The organism is Streptomyces sp. NPDC055140, from assembly GCF_053607285.1.
The window spans coordinates 161,483-179,751 of the sequence record NZ_JBSGTG010000020.1 but is presented as its reverse complement, the minus strand read 5'-3'; the positions used below and the strand labels follow the sequence as shown (position 1 = coordinate 179,751).

The window sequence follows — 18,269 nt, the reverse complement described above, 5'->3', positions numbered from 1 at the left end:
GCTACACGGCCGCCGCTTCGGGAACGCGCGGAGCGGCGAGCCGGCTCGACCAGTCGCTGAGGGACGTGCCGAGCGCGACCTCCGCCAGCCGGTACAGCTGGATGTCGGACGTGCCGGCCGGGGCGTACATGTGCGAGGCGTCCCGGGCGAGCCGCTCGACGGGCCGGTCGGGGAACAGGCCGCACGCGGCGTGGATCTCCATGGCGGCCCGCGCCGAGTCGATGGCGGACTCCACATTGAGGTATTTGGCGTTCATCAGTTCCGCGTCGCAGGCGATCCCCGAGTCCAGCAGATGCACGGCGTGGTAGGCGGCCAGGCGGGCGGTCATCAGGCGTGACTGCATCTCGCCCAGCTTCTGACGGATCGTGGGCAGCGCGCTGAGCGGCTTGCCGTAGCGCAGCTGCTCCGACGTGTAGCGGGTCGTCTCCTCCAGGAGCGCCTGATGGATGCCGAGCGACACGGCGGTCAGGTTCGGCCGGCCGTAGAGCACGCTGGAGGAGTACGCCACGTCGAGGCCCTGGCCCTCGTGGCCCAGCAGGTTCTCGACGGGGACGCGGCACTCGTCGTAACGGATCTCGCCGAAGCTGAATCCGTGCAGGCCCATCGCGGGCTGGTGCGGAGCCAGCGAGAATCCGGGGCGGTCGGACTCCACGAGGAACGCGGACAGGCCGGTGGATCCCTCGCCGGTGCGCACCACCACACCGTGCAGGTCGCCGACGTGGCTGTTGCCGACGAAGACCTTGCGCCCGTTGAGGACGTACTCGTCGCCCTCGCGCCGCGCCGTCGACTCCATGCCGAGTACATGTCCGCCGGACTGGGGCTCGGTCACCGCGATCGTGGGAAGGCAGTCGCCGGCCGCGACCGCGGGCAGCCATTTCAGCTTCTGCCGTTCGTCGCCGAAGTGGACGATCTTGGCGACGCCCAGCTGCGAGGCCTGCACCATGGCGCCCATCGCGCCGCTGACGCGCGAGAGTTCCTCGATGATGATCGTCTTCGCCAGATGGCCCATGCCCATGCCGCCGTAGCCCTGGTCGATGGTGACACCGAGCCAGCCCTCCTTGGCGATGAGCCGGGACAGTTCGTGCTCGACGGCCCGTGATGCCTCCATGTCCGCTATCCGGGGAGCCACCTTCGCCTCGGCGAAGGCGCGGACCTCGGCCCGCAGTATCTCGTGACGCTCCGTCATGAAGTAGCCGTCCATCTGTAACCCTTCCTTACACGCAGGCCGCTTGGATCCCGGTCCCGCCCCGATGGGCACGTGGCCGGGCCGGCCATCTGGTGGACATACGAAAACGAGGAACAGGAAGACGTGGTGTTCGCGCGCGCTCGATCGCGGTCCGGCCCGCCGCGCCAGGCGGCGAAGCACTGCGGGGGCCCTCCGGTCAGGAGGTGAATCGCGCGTTCGCTGATGGGTGGCGGATCGCGGCCGTCCGCCGCCGACACTTCATCCGGAGGTCCTCCGCGACAGGAGGGACCGGGCGGGAGCGGGCGGGGGCGTGCCTGTGCGCTCGGCGCGGACATTCGCGTCGACGGCGCGCACCTGGATCACGTATCGCCTCACTTCGCTCCCGTGGTCGGACCAGCACGTTCGACGGCCACACGGTGTGACCGCTGCCGGAACAGTCGGACGGTCCCGCTCCTGAGTGCGTCGCTGCACCTCAGAGGAGGACCTGTCTCTACGGTGACGATCTACCGGCCGGTTTTCACTACATGCCCGGGGTCGTTTGAGGGTCGTTCTTTACGAGTGGACGCGGACACGCCGCTTCCGGACCGCGTCGACGGGAGCGGACGGGCTGCACGTACCGCTGTCCGGTCGGCTGGTTCGCGGCACGGAATCTCCACCTCTGAGGGATGGGTCCTTGGATGTTCAACCAAGACCCATATCGCTCGCGCGCTCTGGCATTTACGATGCGATGACTCGCACTCGCCTGGCGAATGTGAGAAACGGGGTGCCGCTTTCCTGCGTCCCCGGGTACACAGGGAGTCAGGGCACATGCACATCGAACATCTCCTGAGAGACGAGTCGCTCGGCCTGCGCCTGCTCTGGGCCGACGAACCGCACCTGCGGCAGGAGATCAGCGGCGTGACCGTCACCGACCTCGAGGACCCGGCCCGCTTCGTGCGGCCGGCCGAGGTCGTGCTCAGCGGCCTGGTGTGGTGGACGCAGCGGAGCGGGCGGGCCAAGGCGGACCGGTTCGTCTCCGCGCTGCGCACGGCCGGCGCGGCCGTCCTCCTCGCGGGGGAGGAGACGCACGGCACCGTCCCGGACGACCTCGTCGAAGCGTGCCGCCGCCACGGACTCCCCGTCGCGGCGGTCCCGGCGCACATCATGTTCCGCGCCATCACGGACACGGTGTACCTCCAGCAGTGGGGCGAGCTCAGCCGCCACCACGCCCTGCCCGAGAACGTGCGCACCACGCTGAGCCGGCTCCTGGCCCAGGAGGCGGACCCGGCCGCGATCGTCGACCCCGCGTTCGCCCACCTCGACCGACCGGTCGCCTACGTCCTCACACCGACGGGACGCACCGTGGCCGCCACCGCCGCCTCGGCCGATCTCCCGACGCGGGACGCAGCCGCCCTGATCGCGACAGGCACGGCCCCCGCGCAGAGGAACAGCCACAACTCCTCAGGAATCAAAGCCGGTCCGGCGCTCGGCCGGGCGTCCGTCACCGTGCCCGTCCAGGCCGACAGCGAAACGGTCTCGCCCTACGAGCGCTGGCATCTGCACGTGCCCGACGCCGACGACGTCCCGCCGCGCATGCTGCACGAGATCGCGGAGGTCCTCGGCCGATGCCAGGAAGTCCGGGCCCGCCACCGGGCCGACGGGGACCGTGCGGTGCGCGAACTCGGCACGCTGCTCACCGCGCCCGATACCGACAAGGCCGTCCTCGAAGCCGGACTGCGCGGCTGCGGGCTCCCCGCCGAGGGCCCGTACCGCGTGGTCGTCGCCGAAGTCGGCTCGGGGCGTGAGGACTCGGCGCAGGGCGCGCTGACCGAGGCGGCCGCTCATGTCCCGCACGCCGGCGCCGTCGCGGGCCGGCTCCCCGACGGCACCGCGTTCGCCGTCATCGCAGGGGCGGACGCCGTGAGCGAAGCGCTGGCCGACGTATGGCCGTTGCTCGCGGCCGGCGAGCCGTCGGACCCGCTGCACGCGGGCATCGCCTCCCCGGCCGCCGCGCCCCGGAACCTGAACGGCGCGCTGTCCGAGGCCCGTTACGCCCTGACATCGGCACGCACCACCACGCCCGGCGCCTCGCGACTCACCGACGCGGCCTCGCTCACCGGCCTGGAAACGCTGCTCACCGGCGTACCCGCCGAGGTGCGCGCCGCGTTCAGCCGCACCGTGCTGGGCCCCTTGCTCGACGAGACCAACGCGTCCGCGTCCGCGCTGCTGCAGACCCTGGAGACCTTCCTCGCCTGCGACGGCTCATGGGCGCGTACGGCGGAGGCACTGCACCTGCACGTCAACACCGTCCACTACCGCATCCAGCGCATCGAGCACTTCACCGGCCGTGACCTCTCCCGGCTCTACGACCGCGCCGACCTCTGGGCCGCGCTGCTGAGCCGCGAGACCCCGGCTACGAACGGTCAACGTGCACGCTCGTCGACTTCACACGAGCGGTGACGGTGACCCCGACGGCGAGGCCCAACTCCTCGACAGCCTCACGCGTCACCATCGACACCATCCGGTGCGGCCCGGCCTGGATCTCCACCTGCGCCACGACGTCGTCGGCCTTGAGCGCCGTCACGATCCCGGTGAACGAGTTGCGCACCGACGTTCGCGGCGCCTCTGCCACGCCGCGATCGGCTTCCGCGGCCCGGCTCTTGGCGAACCGCGCGAGACCGACACCGTCGATCACACGGTTCCCCGTCCCGTCCCGCCCCATGGCCAGCCGGCCGCTGTCGGCCCACCGACGCACGGTCTCCCCACTCACCCCGAGCAGGCGCGCGGCCTGGCCAATGCTGTACGACGACACATCGGAACCTTAGCCGTGCCGGGCGCCGGGCTCTCCTGGGGGAGGCGGCTCACCGGTGAGGCTTGGCGCGGACGTGCATCCGTTCCCCCTGCCGCCCGAAGAGGCTGAGGAGTTCGACGGGCCGGCCGTCCGCGCTGCTGAACCAGTGCGGGACTCGGGTGTCGAACTCGGCGGCCTCGCCAGGGCCGAGAACCAGATCGTGCTCGGCGAGCACGAGCCGCAGCCGGCCGTCCAGCACATACAGCCACTCGTAGCCCTCGTGCGTACGGAGATCCGGCTCGCAGCCCCGGTCGGCGATGACCATCTTGTACGCCTGAAGAGGGCCGGGCGACCGCGTCAGGGGGACGAACGTGCCGCCGCTCGGCATCGGGCGTGGCGTCAGCCGGACCCGGGGATCCCCCACCTCGGGAGCGCCGACCAACTCGTCCAGGGGCACGCCGTACGCACCGGCCAGCGGCAGCAGCAGCTCAAGACTCGGGCGCCGCTGTCCGGACTCAAGGCGGGAAAGGGTGCTCTTGGAGATGCCGGTGACCTCCGAGAGCGCGGCCAGGGTGAGACCACGCCGGTCGCGCAGCCGTCTCAGCCGCGGGGCCACCTCGTCGAGGACCGCTTGATAGGGCACTGGTTTGTCCACGTCATCCACGTCATCCACATTCTCCATGCGGGCATCTCACCCGGCTGTCCCGGAAATGGCAACACAGATTGCCGTTCACGCGCGACAGGTGCACGCTCCTGGCCATGAGCACACACAGCAATCCCGCGCAGAGCCACGGACACGAGAACGGGCATGGTCACGGGCACGGGCATGACCACGGTTCCGACAGCACCGAGATCGACTGGGAGGGCATGGCCGACACGCTGGAGAACAACGGCGATCTGCACCTCCCTGTCCTGCGGCAGACGGCGGCCCGGCTCGCTGAACTGCTCGGTCCGGGCAAGGAGGTCCGCCGCGTCCTCGACATCGGCAGCGGCCCGGGCGTGATGACCTGTGCGCTCGCCGAGGCCTTCCCGGACGCCGAAGTCGTCGCGGTGGACGGCGCGCCGGCACTCCTCGACCGCGCTCTGGTCCGAGCCGAGCGGCTCGGACTCGGCGACAGGGTGGCGATCCGGCACGCGGAGCTGCCCGGAGACCTGGAAGGCGGCGACGGGCACGCGGGCGGCGGTCTCGGCGAGGCCGATCTGATCTGGAGCAGCAAGGCCGTGCACCACATCGGTGATCAGCAGGGGGTACTCGACGCGCTCGCCGGCGCGCTGCGGCCCGGCGGCATGCTCGCGGTCGCCGAGGGCGGGCTGCCGATGCGCTGCCTCCCCCGCGACATCGGCATCGGCAAGCCGGGTTTCCAGGCGCGGCTCGACGCCCTGCAGGAGTACTGGTTCGAGCGGATGCGCTCCGAGCTGCCGGACAGCACCAGCACGGTCGAGGACTGGCCCGCGATGCTCGGAGAGGCAGGACTCACGGACGTCGGCAGCTTCACGTACCTGCTCGACCTGCCGGCGCCCCTGGGTGAGACGGCCCGCACGTTTCTGCACAACCAACTGACCCGGCTGCGCGACGTGATGAGCGAGTCCCTGGACGCCGACGACCGCAAGACGCTCGACGTCCTGCTCGACGACACGGCGCCGGAGGGCATCCTGCGACGCACCGACGCGTTCGTGCTCTCGGCCACCACCGTCTTCGCGGGTGTGCGCCGGGCGTCCTGACGGCCGGCGGGCGGGGTGCTCCGTCTGCGTGGAACGTGAGGGCTCGTTTGTGTGATGTACCTGTGTGGCTGGCGTGATCCGCGTTCCCGGCTGTGCTTAACGTGGCCTCTCGTCGAGGGTTGGAGCGCGCATGCCCGAGCAGGAACTTGAAGTGGAGACGCGGCGGGAACCGTCCGTGCCGTTGGGTGTCGGGGTGCGGCGGGCCACGCTGGACGACGGTCGCGTGGTGACCATCGTGTGCGAGGCGGGGCTGCCCCAGAACGAGGTGAACGCCATCGCCGCCCGCGTGGCCGATTCGAGCCTGAGGCGTTGACACGTCGATGTCGCAACGCCCCCGCCCATCCGGCGCGGGGGCGTTGCGGCGTGCCCCGCAGAGGCACGTGAGCGTTCAGCGCCGGAGCAGGGCGCAGAAGGAGTTCTCCTGGACGCTGCGGACCTTGGCCAGGAGCGCGGGCCTGACCGTCTTGCCGATCTGAGTGTTGATCAAGACGGTCGGGGAGCGCCTGCCGTCCGACGTCGCGGCCGCCGGCTGCGTGTAGCCGGGGGTGTGGCCGCACACCGTGCCGCAGCGCGTCTTGTAGCGGAAGATCGCGGGCCCGGCCGCATTGGTGCCCGGGCCCGCGGGCTCGGACGAGCCGGTGACGAAGCTCAGTTGCCGGCGGCGCGTCTCCTCTGGGAAGAGCCGGCCGACCGTGTAGCCCCGGACGAACGACGTGAGGTCCTTGGGCGTGGCCACCACCGCACCGGAGGCCCAGATTTCCGAGCCGCTCAGGGCCTCACGGAGCACCTGGCCGCGGACCCCGCCGGCGCTCGGAGCGGGGTCGGCGCGGCGCTGGTGGAAGCCGTCCGTGAAGTGGGACGCCGAGCCGGATGCCGGCGCCTGGTCGCGAGCGTATGGGAGTTCAACGCCGCGGCACGGCCGTTCTACGAGGCCATCGGGCTGCGGCCGATGCAGGTGCGGATGGACCAGCCGTTGTAAGGCGTCCGCGGCGGGGACAGGGCGCCGGTGCCTCACGTCACCCGAACAGAGCGGCGGGGCGGGACATGAGCCACCTCTGGACGGCGAGCGCGACGGTGTCGTCGAGGGCGCTGAGCGCGTCGATGGCCTCCATGTCGTCGGGGTGGGGCGGGATCCCGGCGGTGGTGAGCGTGGCGTTCAGGCTGAGGCGGTGCCGGTCACAGGAGGTCAGGCACGTGGGGGCCGGCGGAGTCAGGTCCAGGCGCTGCGCCGGGTTGGGCAGCGGGAGCAGGAAGTCGGCGCCCGCGTCGAGGTCGGGGGTCGGCAGGACGGTGGCAGCAGAGTTCATGGCACTTCCTCACGACGGTCGGACCGTGTCGGTCTGTGTCGGTCAGGAGGCTGCCGGGCCACCGGTTGGTTGCGTCCTGCCGGACACAGCACCCGAACGCCGTAATCACCGCACAAAGGCGGACATCAACTGCCTATCGGAGAAGGCGCTTTCACCTGCGCTTTCACCTGCGCATTCGCCTGTGTAGCCACCCGCACCTCCGGCGATACGACGCATAGTGCGCGCACCTGTCGCATCGGCCAAAGCGTCCTGCCGCTCTTGTACGGATCCGACGTTGAGCGCGCGGTCCGGGTGCCGCAGCATCCCCCGCAGCGCCTCGCGATCCACCGCGGGGCGTGGGACATCCAGGAGGACGCATGCGCGTGACGGCCCGTCAACTGTGCCGCCGTAAGCCGCTGGAGAGCATGATCGGCGAGGCGGAGGGCGAGGCCTCGGGGCCCGGCGGTCTGCGGCGCAGTATGGGGCTGACGCAGCTGACCCTGCTGGGGATCAGCTCCGTCGTGGGCACCGGCATCTTCTTCGTGCTCGGCACCGCGGTCCCCAAGGCGGGACCGGGCGTGGTGCTCTCCTTCGTCGTCGCGGCGGCGGTCGCGGGACTCGCGGCACTCTGTTACGTCGAACTGGCCGGCGCGATCCCGGTGGCGGGCAGTACGTACTCGTACACCTACGCCTCCCTCGGCGAGGGGGCGGCGTATCTGGTCGCCTGGTGTCTGATCCTCGAGTACGGCGTCGCGGTGTCCACCGTGGCCGTGAGCTGGGGGCAGTACCTCAACGAACTCACCGACGCGCTCTTCGGGTTCACGCTGCCCGACGCGATCAGCCAGCCGCCGGGGGCCAGGGGAGTGGTGAACATCCCGGCGCTCGTCGTGGTGCTGCTCTGTTCCCTGCTGCTGGCGCGCGGCACACGCGAGTCCGCACGCCTCAACGCCGTGATGGTGTGCGTCAAGCTGAGCGTCCTCGTACTGTTCGTCGCCGTGGCGTTCACCGCGTTCCGGGCCGGTCACTTCGCCGACTTCGCGCCGCACGGAGCGTCCGGCATCGGGGTCGCCGCCTCCGCCGTCTTCTTCTCCTACGTCGGCTTCGACACCGTCGCCACGGCGAGCGAGGAAGTCCGCAATCCGCGGCGCACCATCCCGCTCGCGCTGCTCCTGACGCTCGGCGCGGTCACGGTGCTGTACATCCTGGTGTCCCTCGCGGCGGTCGGCGCACAGCCCACCGGCCGGTTCGGTGCGCAGGCCGACGCGGGCGAGGCGGTTCTGGCCGAGATCCTGCGCGACGTCACGGGCGCGGGCTGGCCCGTCGTGCTGCTGTCGGCCGGTGCCGTGGTGTCGATCTTCAGCGTGGTGCTGGTGACCCTGTACGGGCAGACACGCATCCTCTTCTCGATGGCCCGCGACGGGCTCGTCCCCGAGATCTTCCGCCGTGTCGACCGCAAGCGGCACACGCCGGTCGGCAACACATGGATCGTGGGCGCCGGCGTCGGAGCGCTGGCCGCGTTCGTGCCGCTCCAGTACCTGGCCGACCTGACCAGCATGGGAACCCTCGTCGCGTTCGTGGCCGTGGCGGCGGCCGTGGTCGTCCTGCGCCGCATCGCCCCCGACGCGCCGCGGCCGTACAAGGTGCCCCTGTATCCAGTCGTGCCGATCGTGTCCGCGGCGTCCTGCCTCTACCTCGCGTGGCTGCTGCCGGGCATCACGTGGGCGCTCTTCGGCGGGTGGCTGGTGCTCGCGGCGGCGCTCTACCTGGTGTTCGGCCGTCGCCACTCCGCGCTGCGCGAGCGGGCCGTCGCACACGAGCGCGCGGAGGCCGACGTCTCAACTACCGCTGCGCAAGCCTGAGTTCGAGCCAGGCGGCAAGCCGAACCTCGCGGTCGTCGAGGTCCAGGCCGAAGAGTTCGCGCACGCGCCGCAGCCGGTAGCGCAGGGTGTTGGGATGCACCCGCAGACCGGCGGCGGCGCTCGCGACGTCGCCGGTCGCGTCCAGCCAGGCTGTGACCGTCGCCGCGTAGTCGGTGCCCTGCTCCGCATCGTGTGCCAGAAGCGCGCCGACCCCGGGCAGCCGCAACCACGGCTCCCGACGCAGTTCGTCGGCAAGCCGGTTCAGCAGGACGACGTGGCGTACGTCCTCCGCGGTGGCCGTGGTCGCGCCGGCCCCGCCGCCGTCGGTGGCCCGGAGGATGTCGTCCGCCTCGCGCCGCAGCGCACCGGACCGCAGGAGATCCGGGTACGCCCGCGTCACCACGGCCCGCACCGGCGTACCGAGAGCAGCCCGTACGGTCCCCAGCGCACCGTCCGCGAACCTACGCGCGGCGGCGGGCGAGAGCGAGGTCAGCAGCACGTACACCGCACGTGCCGACGCTGTCACCGTCGCCGACGGGAGATGTGCAGCGCAGTACCGGACCAGGGACGACTCCAGGTGGGCGATGAGGGCGCTGCCCTCGTCCGGGGCGAACGCGGCCAGGCACACCTTCTCCCCCTGGCCGAGCCCGAGCCGCGCCGCTGCCTCGTCGGCCGGCAGCCCGTACCCCTCCAGGAGCGCGCGCAGCGTGTCCCGGCGCATGCGCTGCTCGGCCTCGGTCGCGTTCAGCGCGCGCAGCAGATGCGGGGCCGCCAGCCGGGCCGCGTCCCGCAACGCCGACTCGGCCGGCTCCGACAGGCCGCCCTCCGGCTCGATCGCCCACAGCGTCCCGAGCGGCAGCGTCCCCGCCCGCACCGCGACCGCCGCACGCGCCAGCTCGTCGCGCGCCCGGGGGAACCGGACCACGCCGTCGGCCGCCAGCACATCGCGGTACTGCTGCCGCTGTCCCGGGTCGTCAGGAACCCGCCGCTCCAGGATGCCGCGCTCGCGCAGACTGTCGATGCGCTGACCGGGGACGTTCGAGTAGGCGACGACATGCTGGTCGAGGTCCTCGACCGCCACCGAGCCGCCCACCACCGCGGCCACCGCGTCGGCCAGCGAGAACAGCTCCTCGGTCCCGGCGGGAGCTGACGGGGACAGGTCACCCACTCCGTACGCAGCGAGCGCGCAGCCGATCTCCGCGTCGACGTACCGCCACGGCACCGCGTCGCCTGCGGCAAGCACCGCCAGGGAGCACCGCTCGGCCTCGGCCGTCAGCCGATCCGCCTCCTGGCCACGGCACTTGACGACCACCCCCGCGTATCCCTCCGCCGCCGCGCGGCGCAGCACGGTGCCCGTACGCGGATCGGCCACGTCCGCGCCGACGAGCAGCAGCAGTGCCGACGGGGCCGCGGGCAGCGGGTCACCCGGGTCGTGGATCACTGTGCCGCGCACGGGGACGTCAAGGCCACTGGGTGCCGCGAGGACCCGGAGGGGGCCGGTGGAGCCGACCAGGAAGCGCAAGGAACCCGCCGCCCGCCCGTCGGGGATTGTCCGATCAGACAACGGGGGCCTCGATTCCTGGGGCGGGACGCCGGTGAAGGCGACGGCAGAAGCCGTCAGGATAGGCCCATCGACCAGGGACAGGAGCCATCGCCCATGAGCGCCACGACCGCCACCTCGGATATCGTCGGACTCTTCCCCAAGGGGACAAACCTAGCCCCCGACGGCGAGATCGTCGTCGGGGGGTGCCGCCTCGACGACCTCGCCGAGCGCTTCGGTACCCCCGCTGTGATCGTCGACGAGGGCGCTCTCAGGGCCCGGGCGCGGGAGTACGTAGACGCCTTGAGCCGCCATTGGCCGAACGGACAAGTCGTCTTCGCTTCGAAGTCCTTCCCGTGCACCGCCGTCGTCCGGGTGATGGTCGAGGAGGGGCTCGGCGTGGACGTCGCCGGAGGCGGGGAACTCGTGGCCGCACTCGCCGCGGGCGCCGACCCGGCCCGGCTCGTCGTCCACGGCAACGCCAAGACCGACGAGGAACTCGCCATGGCGGTCGGCGCCGGAGCCGGCACGATCGTCATCGACAACTTCGACGACATCGACCGCCTGGAGAAGATCGTCACGGACGAGCAGCGCGTACTGGTCCGTGTCATCCCGGACGTCGAGGCCGACACCCACGAGGCGATGGCCACCGGCCACGCCGGTTCCAAGTTCGGCCTCTCCGTGCCCGACGCCGTGCGCGCCGCGGCCCGGCTGCGCGCCAGTGACCGGCTCCGCCTCGACGGCGTGCACGTCCACGTCGGCTCGCAGCTCCTCGACACCGCCCCGTTCGCCCGCGCCGTCGAGGCCATCGCCTCCCTCGGCGAGCTGGGCGAACACGCCGTGTACGACCTGGGCGGCGGCCTGGGCGTCCGCTACACGTACGCGGACCAGGCGCCGACGGTCGACGAGTACGTACAGACCCTGACCGACGCCGCCCGCGCCCACCTCCCCGCGAACGCCCGGCTGATCATCGAGCCCGGGCGGTCCCTGGTCGCCGAGTCGGCGCTCACCCTCTACCGCGCCGTCACCGTCAAGCGGGGCCGTCCGCGCGCCCTCGTCGCCGTCGACGGCGGCATGGGCGACAACCTCGAACCGATGCTGTACGGCCAGCGCTTCGAGGCGACCGTCACCTCCCGCGTCGGCGGCGGCGAACCCTGCGACCTGGTCGGCCGCCACTGCGAGTCGGGCGACACCCTCATCCGAGACGTACCGCTGCGCGCCCCGGCCGTCGGCGACCTGATCGCGGTACCGGTCACCGGCGCGTACTGCTACTCGATCTCCAACAACTACAACGGCGCCCGCCGCCCCCCGGTCGTCTTCTGCCACGACGGCGAGGCCCGCGCGGTGGTCCGCCGCGAGACGTACGAGGACCTGCTGCGCCGCGACCAGTGACGGTGTCCCTGTAGGGGAGTGGTGCCTGACGGCCTCCGCTGCCGGATCCCCCGGCTATACCGACCGGGCTGCGGCCGCCACCACCTGGGCCGTCACCAGGCCGAAGGCGCGGACGGAGGCACCGGCAATGCAACGGTCCGCCGCCGGGTCGTACACGCAGCCGAGCACCCCGGCGTGATCGGTGGCCTGTTCGCTGAGTGCGCAGTCCCAGCCCTGCGCGCGCAGCGCTTCGTGCAGTTCCCGCGAGGACTCGACGGGGACGGAGGCGTCCTCCGTGCCGTGCACGAGGCGTACGGGCACACGTGCCGTCGCGCGCCCGAGCGCCTGGAGGGGCACGGCTCCGGTGGTGCGCGCCGGGCGCCGGTAGCCGCCGGCGATGCCGACGACCGCGGCGGGTGGCCGGCCATCGAGCAGTTCCGGGTCCAGGGCCACTCCTAGAGCGGCGCCCGCACCCGCCGACCAGCCGGCGACGACCAACTGGCGGGAGTCGCCGGCGAAGTCGCGGGCGAACCGCAGCGAATCGGTGAGATGCGCGCGGCCCTCGTCGGAGGTGTCCGAACGCCAGTCGGGGACGAGGACGGTGAGGCCCAGTTCGGCGATGTCCTGGGCCAGCGGGACCATCACATCGCGCTCGTCGGTCCCGATGCCGTGCCACAGAAGGACACAAGGGCCGTCGGTCTGGGGGGAGTTGTGGATGTCGAGAGGCTTGTGCTCCGTGCCGGTGGGATAGGACACGGTGCGGATCGTTGCGCTCAAGGCCGTTCCTCCTGGCCGCCGGGAATGCTGCATCATGACCGTTGCTGAGAGCCTCAGTGGCCGTCAGCATTCCGGGCATTGCGGCCCGGAAGGTCCGTCACGTCACCAAAGCGTGAGGGCTTTGGCTTGAGGACGGTCTCTCGTTTCCGTCTGCCGCTGGTGCGGCAGGGTTGCGCCACCTGCCCGTCCCGTCCCGGCCGTGCGGCCGGGACGGGTGGCGCGGGTCTTGTGGTCGGCTCCACGAGGCTTCGACACCTGGGTGGTGTCCCGGTCTCCGGCCACTCCGGTACCGGTGGTGCTGGCCGCCGCGAGGGCAGCGAGGTTGCGGGCCGCATTGTCGTCCCGGTCGATGACCAGGCCGCAGGCGTCGCATTCGTAGGTTCGAACGTGCAGCGGCAGCTTGGCTTTCGCCGCGCCGCACCCGGAACAGGTCTTGGAGGATGGGTACCAGCGGTCGGCGACCACGAGGCGCGTGGCGTGGCGCTGGCGGGTCTTGTACTCGAGCTGGCGGCGGATCTCGCCGAACCCGGCGTCGGCGATCCGGCGGGCCAGGCGCCGGTTGCGGAGCATCCCGGCGACGTTGAGGTCTTCGACGACGACGGTGCGGTACTCGGCCGCAATGCTCGTGGTGAGCTTGTGCAGGGCGTCGGCGCGGAGGTTCGCCACCCGGTGGTGAACCCGATTGCGGGCGGCGTTGGCCTTCTCCCACCGCTTCGAGGGCTTGTGCCCGGTACGCCGGTCGGGTCCCTGGCGCCGGGAGACCGTGCGAGAGACGTGGCGCAACTGCTTCAGCGCAGTGTCCAGGTGCCTCGGATTGGCCACTTCGCGGATCGCTCCGGCACTGTCGGCCATCACCGCGAGGCTCTTCACACCGAGGTCAATGCCGATCGCCACGCCGGGCCGGGCGACGCGCACCAGGTCGCGCTTCACCTCGGTCTGCAACGACACGAACCAGCGCCCGCGCTCGTGCCGGACGGTCGCCGACAGGATCCGGGCCGTCCCGGCCTGAACGCGTGCGAGGAGTTTCACCGTGGGCTCGTGGGTGCGCAGTGTGCCGAGCCGGGGCAGCGTGACGTGCCGGCCGTCGGCGTCGGCACGGATGGTGCCGGTGGTGAACCGGCAGGACAGGCGCGCTTTCCGCTTCGACTTGAACCGCGGCGCACCCATCTTTTGGCCGTGGCGCTTGCCCTGCTTGGACTTGGAATAGTTGTCGAACGCAGCGGCGGCGTTGGCCAGGCCGGTGTTGTACGCCTCCTTGGAGTTGTCCTGCCACCAGACGGCGAACCTCGGGTCGGTGTGCTTGACCGCGTTGAACGCCTTGCGCAGCGCGGGCAGCGACCACGGCCGCCACTGGGTCAACTGCTCCTTCGGGATGCCGTAGGTGGATTCGGCCTTGCGCTGCCACCACGACGCCTCGATCCAGGCAACCGCCCAGTTGTAGGCGGCCCGTGCCGCACCGCAGTGTGAGTGCAGTGCCCGCTCCTGGGCAGCGTTCGGGTCCAGGGCGAAGCGGTATGCCTGCACGATGAACCCGGGCTGCGGCTGGAACTTCTTCACTCGGCGGCCTCGCCGGTTGCGACGGCCACCGCGCGGGCGGCACGGTTCTTCGCTGCCCGGCCCCCGTACAAGCGGGCACACATCGAGGTCAACACCTCGGTGATGTCCCGCACCAGGTCGTCAGCGGTCTCGGCGGGGTCAAGGACGACCAGCCGCCGCCCGGACGCCGACAGCGCGGCTTCGAGGTGTTCGACGCCGAACCGGGCCAGCCGGTCACGGTGCTCGACCACGATCACGGCCGCGCCCGGATCGGACAGGACCCAGTGCAGCTTGCGCCGCCGCCCGTTGAGCCCCGAACCCACCTCGGTCACAACCTCCGCAACCGGCAGCCCAAGCCCGGTAGCTCCTTGGACCACACGCGCGACCTGCCGGTCAAGGTCCGGCTTCTGGTCAGCCAAGGACACGCGGCAGTACGCCACCACCCGTCCAGATGCCTCCACGGAAGGCCCGTCGACCAGCCACGTCCCGGACGGTGTCTGGCGAACAGGGACCGGCATACGGCCCTCTTTCGCCCACGTCCACGCGGTCTGGTAGTGGACACCATTGCGTGCCGCCCATTCGGAAAGCCTCACGCGATCAAAATAACAGCCGAGAAACACTGAGACCTACTGATCTAGCCAGCAGCAGTTGTGAGCCCCATCCTTGCCGCACCGCCGCCGCGAAGTCTCCCCGGGTGGCCGGTACGTACACACGCGACCTGCCACGACGGGACAAAGTAGGCTGGATACGCGAATCCGAAGGGACGTCACGTCACCATGAGACTGACCGGACCGGACGGCCGCGGAGTGCAGGAGCGGCTGGGAAAGAACCTCTTCGCCCGTGTCGCGGGCCCCGAGGGGCCGAAGAACCGCGTCCGTATCCACCAGACCCCCGGACCGCGCTGGTTCGGCCCGGACCGCCCCATCCGCACGGTGCACGGGGACGCGTCCATGTTCATCGGCGGGATCTCGGCCCTGCTGCTCCAGTCGCTCCACCCCCTCGCCATGGCCGCCGTGTCCGCCCACTCCGGCTTCCGCGGCGACCCCTGGGGCAGGCTCCAGCGCACGAGCACCTTCCTGGCGATGACGACATACGGCCCCGCCGAAGGTGCCCAAGAGGCCTGCGACCAGGTGCGGGCTGTCCACGCGCGGGTGCGCGGGGTGACCGCCGACGGCGACGCCTACCACGCAGGGGACCCGCATCTCCTCGGCTGGGTCCACATCGCCGAGGTCGACAGCTTCCTACGCGCTCATCAGCGGTACGGCGCCCACCCGCTGACCGACGACGAGTACGACGGATACGTCGCCGACGCGGCGCGCGTGGCCACCGCGCTCGGTGTCCCGGACCCGCCCACGAACCGGGAGGAGCTCGCCGAGCGGTTCACGGCGTACCGGCGTGAGCTGCGTGCGACACCGCAGGCGCGCGGCGCCGCCCGCTTCCTCCTCCTCAACCCACCGGTGCCGCTGGTCGCCCGGCTCCCGTACGGGGTTCTCGCCGCGAACGCCGTTTCCCTGCTGCCCAGTTGGGCCGCGGCAGAACTGCGCCTGCCGCGGCTGCCGTTGGTCGACACCATGGCCGTCCGTCCGCTCGGCCGCGGCGTCACTTCGTTGGTGCGCTGGGCCATGGCGCCCAATCGCCCCCTACCGACCCCACCGGCGGGCTGACTTCGCCTCGGTGGGGCCGCTCCTGGGGCGTCCCGCGTCATTGACCCGAATACGCCTCCAGTTCGGAGAGCTGCGCAGCGGGCCACCCGGTGTTGGCGGTGAAGGTGAGCCGTAGGTAGCGGGTCGGTGCTCCGGTCAGAGCGACGTCCGCCGTGTTGTCGCCGTTCGGGTCGAAGGAGTAGTCGGCGGACGCCTTGAGCGTGGTGAACGCGGAGTTGTCGGTGCTGCCCGACACACTCAGCGTCTGCGTGCGGGTCGCCCACGCCGCCGCGGGCGGCAGCTTCAGGACGAGGCGCTTGACCTCTTTGGCGGATCCCAGATCGACGGTGATCGTCTGCGGGAAGGCGTGGTTCGTGCTCTCCCAGTACGAGCCCGCGTCACCGTCCACCGCGTTCGACGCCTTGTAGACGTCGGCGTGCCCGGATTCCGCGACCGGGCGGCCCTTGGCGAGGTTGCCGGGGTCGGACGGCGGGTCGGTCGGGTCGCCGCCGCCCTGCGGCACGCCGCCGTTGGTCCACACGGGGTCTGGCCATGTACCGGTGCAGGCGGGCGGGTCCGCGTACCAGCCGGAGTTGGTGCCGGTGCGGGTGATCTGGAAGCCGCTGCCCACACAGTTGTGGATCGGGTTGCTCTGGGCGATGTGGGTGGCCGTCACGTTCTCGAAGGTGGCGGTGCCCGGTGCCTGGATCTGCAGGGCGTACGTGCCCGCCCCGTCGATGCGGATGTTCTTGAAGTGCAGGCCGTTGGTCGCGCCCTCGATGAGGTGGATCGCCGCGTACGAGCTGTCGAGAACTTCGCTGTCGGTGATGTTCAGCGTCGCGTCGACGGGTTCGTTGAGGCCGCTGAACCAGATCGCGCCGACGCCGAAGCGCCAGTTGAAGTCGTTGTTGCCGGCGCGGATCAGGGTGTTGCGCGCCGCGGTGATCGTGCCCGAAACCGCGGTGCCCTGACCGGAGTTGACGCCCGGATAGCGGTTGGCGATGTGCAGGCCGCCGCCGTTGGTGACGGTGTCGGACATGACGTTGTCCGACAGGACGATGTCCGTGCCGCCGTACGTGACGATGTTGTTCGCCAGGATCGGCAGGATCACGGTGTTGAACGTGAACTTGTTCGCGACGTTGGGCTTCGCCTCCGCCCACATCGCCAGCCCGTCGTCGCCCGTGTTGCGGACGAAGCTGTTGGTGACGGTCGAGTTCGTGACCCCTTGGTGGAAGTTCACACCGTCGGCCGTCTGGTCGAGGATGCGGCTGTTCTTGATGGTGAGGTCGTCCATCGGGCCGTCCATCCAGGCGCCGCACTTGGTGTGCTGCATCCAGACGTTGTCGACGGTGGAGTCGGACAGTGCACCGCCGATGGCGTTGACCTGGTCGTTGTCGACGCGCTCGCGGATGTCTCCGATGATGGCGAAGTCCTTGAGGGTGACGCCGCTGCTGCCGCCCTGCGCCGCGTACTTGCCGTAGACACCGACCGCCTTGCTGCGGTCCGAGGGGTCACGTCCGGTGAGGACGCTGTACCAGGGGCCCGCACCCTTCAGAGTCACCTTGTCCACCACGATGTGGTCGCGGACCTGGAAGGTGCCTTCGGGGATGTAGACCTCCTTGTTCTGCGCCTTTCCCGCGTCGACGGCCGCCTGGATCCTGGCGGTCGAGTCCGCGGAGCCCGTGGGGTCCGCGCCGAAGTCGCCTACGACGTCCAGCGCTCCGGACGGTTTGCCGGCCGGGGCCGCGACCTGCTCGAAGTCCGCGAGGTCGACGGTGAACGAGGGTGAGTCCGCGACCGAGGCGACCTGGAGCCTGATCTTCGTGCCGGCGGGCAGCGTCGAGCCGAGGAGGGTCCGGGTCTCGTCGTAGAAGTGGTGCGGGTTGGTGTCGCCCGGGTTGTTGTTGAAGGGGTAACCCCCGTAGTACCAGCTGTACTTGGAGGTGACGGGGACGCTCTTGAGCTGGTTGCCGTTGACCTTCAGGTCGATCGACGCGTCCCGTCCGGTGCCCGCCGCGTTGTCCGGGAGCGAGTAGCGGAACGACATCGCGTTCGCCGGGGCGGTGAGGGTGAACTCGACGTACTCACCGATGGCGTCCAGCGTCACCGCCTGACGGCCGGACGCCTCCGAGGGCAGCGTGCCGTAGATGCGGTCCGGGCCGATCGACGAGCCGTTGGTGGAGGCGTACTCGGCCTCCTGCTCCTTGAAGGGCACGGCCGCGCCGCGGTCCTTGACGTCGAGCGGGGAGGGGGCCTGGACCGCTTCGGCCCGGACCGCGGGGGCGGCGGTGGTGAGCGCGACGGCGGTGGCCGTTCCTGACACCGTCAGCGCCATGATTAATGACGTGAGCATGCCACGTCTGAGCAGATGGCTTCTTGGAGGGCTTGGGGGGTGCGCCACGGAAGGGGTCCTTGTCGCTCGTGGGAACACTGCGAACGCTCAGAGGCTAGGGCGCACGATGGGCTGATCGCCATAAGTGTGCGCAAGATTTTGATATGGACATGAAAATCCGCGACATCGACTGGCAAGAAGGCGCGAGGGGCGCTGGCGTCCGTGGCCGCGTGGCGTGCGCGATCGT

Annotated in this window: 17 protein-coding genes; 7 read left to right on the top strand and 10 right to left on the bottom strand. The window is 70.9% G+C overall.

Features of this window, described 5'->3' with window-relative positions:
• Position 1: 1 nt before the first annotated feature.
• Positions 2 to 1,201 (bottom strand): acyl-CoA dehydrogenase family protein, encoded by a 1,200-nt coding sequence (locus ACWFR4_RS32555; protein WP_453468268.1) that lies wholly within the window; start codon positions 1,199 to 1,201, stop codon positions 2 to 4.
• 792 nt (positions 1,202 to 1,993) lie between these two features.
• On the opposite strand from ACWFR4_RS32555, the gene ACWFR4_RS32550 reads away from it, so the two are divergent.
• Positions 1,994 to 3,625, top strand: a complete 1,632-nt coding sequence (locus tag ACWFR4_RS32550) for a helix-turn-helix domain-containing protein (protein ID WP_453655722.1) — start codon at positions 1,994 to 1,996, stop codon at positions 3,623 to 3,625.
• On the opposite strand, the gene ACWFR4_RS32545 is transcribed toward ACWFR4_RS32550, so the two are convergent.
• Complete coding sequence (locus tag ACWFR4_RS32545) at positions 3,579 to 3,977, bottom strand: TOBE domain-containing protein (RefSeq protein WP_355890729.1); 399 nt, start codon at positions 3,975 to 3,977, stop codon at positions 3,579 to 3,581. The genes ACWFR4_RS32550 and ACWFR4_RS32545 overlap by 47 nt on opposite strands.
• Positions 3,978 to 4,026: 49 nt before the next feature.
• The gene (locus ACWFR4_RS32540) at positions 4,027 to 4,638 is read right to left on the bottom strand and encodes a helix-turn-helix domain-containing protein (protein WP_453655721.1); all 612 of its coding nucleotides are present in this window, start codon (positions 4,636 to 4,638) and stop codon (positions 4,027 to 4,029) included.
• Between the two features lie 77 nt (positions 4,639 to 4,715).
• Between ACWFR4_RS32540 and ACWFR4_RS32535 the strand changes: the two genes are divergently transcribed.
• Both ACWFR4_RS32535 and ACWFR4_RS32530 read left to right on the top strand, forming a co-directional pair.
• Positions 4,716 to 5,678 carry a class I SAM-dependent methyltransferase gene (locus tag ACWFR4_RS32535; RefSeq protein WP_453655720.1) on the top strand — a complete coding sequence of 321 codons (963 nt, stop codon included), beginning with the start codon at positions 4,716 to 4,718 and terminating at the stop codon, positions 5,676 to 5,678.
• A gap of 130 nt (positions 5,679 to 5,808) precedes the next feature.
• Entirely contained in the window at positions 5,809 to 5,991 is a 183-nt protein-coding gene (locus tag ACWFR4_RS32530) for a hypothetical protein (protein WP_453468263.1), read from the top strand.
• Between the two features lie 75 nt (positions 5,992 to 6,066).
• Here the strand turns inward: ACWFR4_RS32530 and ACWFR4_RS32525 are convergent, their stop codons facing one another.
• Positions 6,067 to 6,414: a hypothetical protein gene (locus tag ACWFR4_RS32525; protein ID WP_453655719.1), complete on the bottom strand. Its 348-nt coding sequence runs from the start codon at positions 6,412 to 6,414 to the stop codon at positions 6,067 to 6,069.
• Between the two features lie 99 nt (positions 6,415 to 6,513).
• On the opposite strand from ACWFR4_RS32525, the gene ACWFR4_RS32520 reads away from it, so the two are divergent.
• On the top strand, positions 6,514 to 6,657 hold the full coding sequence (locus ACWFR4_RS32520; protein ID WP_453655718.1) for a hypothetical protein: 144 nt from the start codon (positions 6,514 to 6,516) through the stop codon (positions 6,655 to 6,657).
• Positions 6,658 to 6,694: 37 nt separating this feature from the next.
• On the opposite strand, the gene ACWFR4_RS32515 is transcribed toward ACWFR4_RS32520, so the two are convergent.
• Entirely contained in the window at positions 6,695 to 6,985 is a 291-nt protein-coding gene (locus ACWFR4_RS32515) for a hypothetical protein (protein WP_453655717.1), read from the bottom strand.
• Positions 6,986 to 7,341: 356 nt separating this feature from the next.
• Here ACWFR4_RS32515 and ACWFR4_RS32510 point away from each other — a divergent pair, with 356 nt between their 5' ends.
• On the top strand, positions 7,342 to 8,823 hold the full coding sequence (locus tag ACWFR4_RS32510; protein ID WP_453655716.1) for an APC family permease: 1,482 nt from the start codon (positions 7,342 to 7,344) through the stop codon (positions 8,821 to 8,823).
• On the opposite strand, the gene ACWFR4_RS32505 is transcribed toward ACWFR4_RS32510, so the two are convergent.
• On the bottom strand, positions 8,804 to 10,387 hold the full coding sequence (locus tag ACWFR4_RS32505; RefSeq protein ID WP_453469067.1) for a PucR family transcriptional regulator: 1,584 nt from the start codon (positions 10,385 to 10,387) through the stop codon (positions 8,804 to 8,806). The genes ACWFR4_RS32510 and ACWFR4_RS32505 overlap by 20 nt on opposite strands.
• Before the next feature lie 93 nt (positions 10,388 to 10,480).
• Between ACWFR4_RS32505 and lysA the strand changes: the two genes are divergently transcribed.
• Complete coding sequence (gene lysA, locus ACWFR4_RS32500; protein ID WP_453655715.1) at positions 10,481 to 11,755, top strand: diaminopimelate decarboxylase; 1,275 nt, start codon at positions 10,481 to 10,483, stop codon at positions 11,753 to 11,755.
• A 54-nt stretch (positions 11,756 to 11,809) separates the two neighbouring features.
• On the opposite strand, the gene ACWFR4_RS32495 is transcribed toward lysA, so the two are convergent.
• The 3 genes from ACWFR4_RS32495 to ACWFR4_RS32485 all read right to left on the bottom strand — a co-directional run bounded on the left by ACWFR4_RS32495 (position 11,810) and on the right by ACWFR4_RS32485 (position 14,640).
• Complete coding sequence (locus ACWFR4_RS32495) at positions 11,810 to 12,511, bottom strand: alpha/beta hydrolase (protein WP_453655714.1); 702 nt, start codon at positions 12,509 to 12,511, stop codon at positions 11,810 to 11,812.
• Between the two features lie 102 nt (positions 12,512 to 12,613).
• Positions 12,614 to 14,068, bottom strand: a complete 1,455-nt coding sequence (tnpB, locus tag ACWFR4_RS32490) for an IS607 family element RNA-guided endonuclease TnpB (protein ID WP_453655713.1) — start codon at positions 14,066 to 14,068, stop codon at positions 12,614 to 12,616.
• Positions 14,065 to 14,640 carry an IS607 family transposase gene (locus ACWFR4_RS32485; RefSeq protein ID WP_453655712.1) on the bottom strand — a complete coding sequence of 192 codons (576 nt, stop codon included), beginning with the start codon at positions 14,638 to 14,640 and terminating at the stop codon, positions 14,065 to 14,067. The genes tnpB and ACWFR4_RS32485 overlap by 4 nt, the downstream gene beginning before the upstream one ends.
• A 183-nt stretch (positions 14,641 to 14,823) precedes the next feature.
• On the opposite strand from ACWFR4_RS32485, the gene ACWFR4_RS32480 reads away from it, so the two are divergent.
• Positions 14,824 to 15,711: an oxygenase MpaB family protein gene (locus ACWFR4_RS32480; protein WP_453467938.1), complete on the top strand. Its 888-nt coding sequence runs from the start codon at positions 14,824 to 14,826 to the stop codon at positions 15,709 to 15,711.
• A 37-nt stretch (positions 15,712 to 15,748) separates the two neighbouring features.
• On the opposite strand, the gene ACWFR4_RS32475 is transcribed toward ACWFR4_RS32480, so the two are convergent.
• Positions 15,749 to 18,025: a discoidin domain-containing protein gene (locus ACWFR4_RS32475; RefSeq protein WP_453655711.1), complete on the bottom strand. Its 2,277-nt coding sequence runs from the start codon at positions 18,023 to 18,025 to the stop codon at positions 15,749 to 15,751.
• Positions 18,026 to 18,269 lie beyond the last annotated feature (244 nt).

Excerpts from the sequence above, each read along its gene's own strand:
- ACWFR4_RS32555 (WP_453468268.1), bottom strand. The coding sequence starts at position 1,201 with ATGGACGGCTACTTCATGACGGAGCGTCACGAGATACTGCGGGCCGAG.
- ACWFR4_RS32550 (WP_453655722.1), top strand. The coding sequence starts at position 1,994 with ATGCACATCGAACATCTCCTGAGAGACGAGTCGCTCGGCCTGCGCCTG.
- ACWFR4_RS32540 (WP_453655721.1), bottom strand. The coding sequence starts at position 4,638 with ATGGAGAATGTGGATGACGTGGATGACGTGGACAAACCAGTGCCCTAT.
- ACWFR4_RS32535 (WP_453655720.1), top strand. The coding sequence starts at position 4,716 with ATGAGCACACACAGCAATCCCGCGCAGAGCCACGGACACGAGAACGGG.
- ACWFR4_RS32530 (WP_453468263.1), top strand. The coding sequence starts at position 5,809 with ATGCCCGAGCAGGAACTTGAAGTGGAGACGCGGCGGGAACCGTCCGTG.
- ACWFR4_RS32515 (WP_453655717.1), bottom strand. The coding sequence starts at position 6,985 with ATGAACTCTGCTGCCACCGTCCTGCCGACCCCCGACCTCGACGCGGGC.
- ACWFR4_RS32510 (WP_453655716.1), top strand. The coding sequence starts at position 7,342 with ATGCGCGTGACGGCCCGTCAACTGTGCCGCCGTAAGCCGCTGGAGAGC.
- lysA (WP_453655715.1), top strand. The coding sequence starts at position 10,481 with ATGAGCGCCACGACCGCCACCTCGGATATCGTCGGACTCTTCCCCAAG.
- ACWFR4_RS32480 (WP_453467938.1), top strand. The coding sequence starts at position 14,824 with ATGAGACTGACCGGACCGGACGGCCGCGGAGTGCAGGAGCGGCTGGGA.
- ACWFR4_RS32475 (WP_453655711.1), bottom strand. The coding sequence starts at position 18,025 with ATGGCGCTGACGGTGTCAGGAACGGCCACCGCCGTCGCGCTCACCACC.